This window comes from Treponema sp. UBA753, from assembly GCF_002297325.1.
In the GTDB taxonomy this organism is placed as follows: domain Bacteria; phylum Spirochaetota; class Spirochaetia; order Treponematales; family Treponemataceae; genus Treponema_D.
In genome coordinates this window covers 1-534 of record NZ_DBKJ01000070.1, presented here as the reverse complement: position 1 = coordinate 534, position 534 = coordinate 1, and the positions used below count along the sequence as shown (strand labels likewise).

At 29.4% G+C, this 534-nt stretch carries 1 protein-coding gene; it reads left to right on the top strand.

What is annotated here, in order from left to right; genetic code table 11:
* The coding region (locus tag B4C08_RS06030) for a hypothetical protein (RefSeq protein WP_296663978.1) at positions 1 to 285 on the top strand (285 nt) is incomplete at its 5' end.
* Positions 286 to 534 lie beyond the last annotated feature (249 nt).

The following is a 534-nucleotide window of genomic DNA, read 5'->3' as shown; positions in this document are numbered from 1 at the left end:
AATAAAAATCTTTCAGTTTTAATGTTCACAAAAACTTTAGATGGATATGATTCTGTCAAATCTGTGAAATGCAAGATAAAAAGCGATTCTGGAAATATGATTCACATAGGAATAAAATTTGAGAAGGAAAATAGTTCTTTGGGCATAGGTTACGATAAATTCTGCACAGGAAGCGAAACAGAATTTGAGATTTTGTCTCCTGTTTCTGGAATAAAAAATCTGCAAGTTTTCTTTGAGCCGTTGGATAAAGGAAGCTATGAAGTTTCAGATATTCAAATAGAATAAAATAAGAACTCAAGAAGTGAGCGATTTTTCCCGGGGAATTTTCCTCGGGATTTTTTTTGTGTGAATAAAAATTCATTTATCTTATTTCAATTGATACTATCTGAAAAAACTTGTATACTAAGCTAACTATTTATATTATAGAAAGAAATTGACTTTTATCGCAAAGATGTAATTATATTTTTAGGATTTAGCAATGAAATTTACAGAATTTTCTTTACACGAAAGCCTTTTGCAGGGAATTGAAGATGA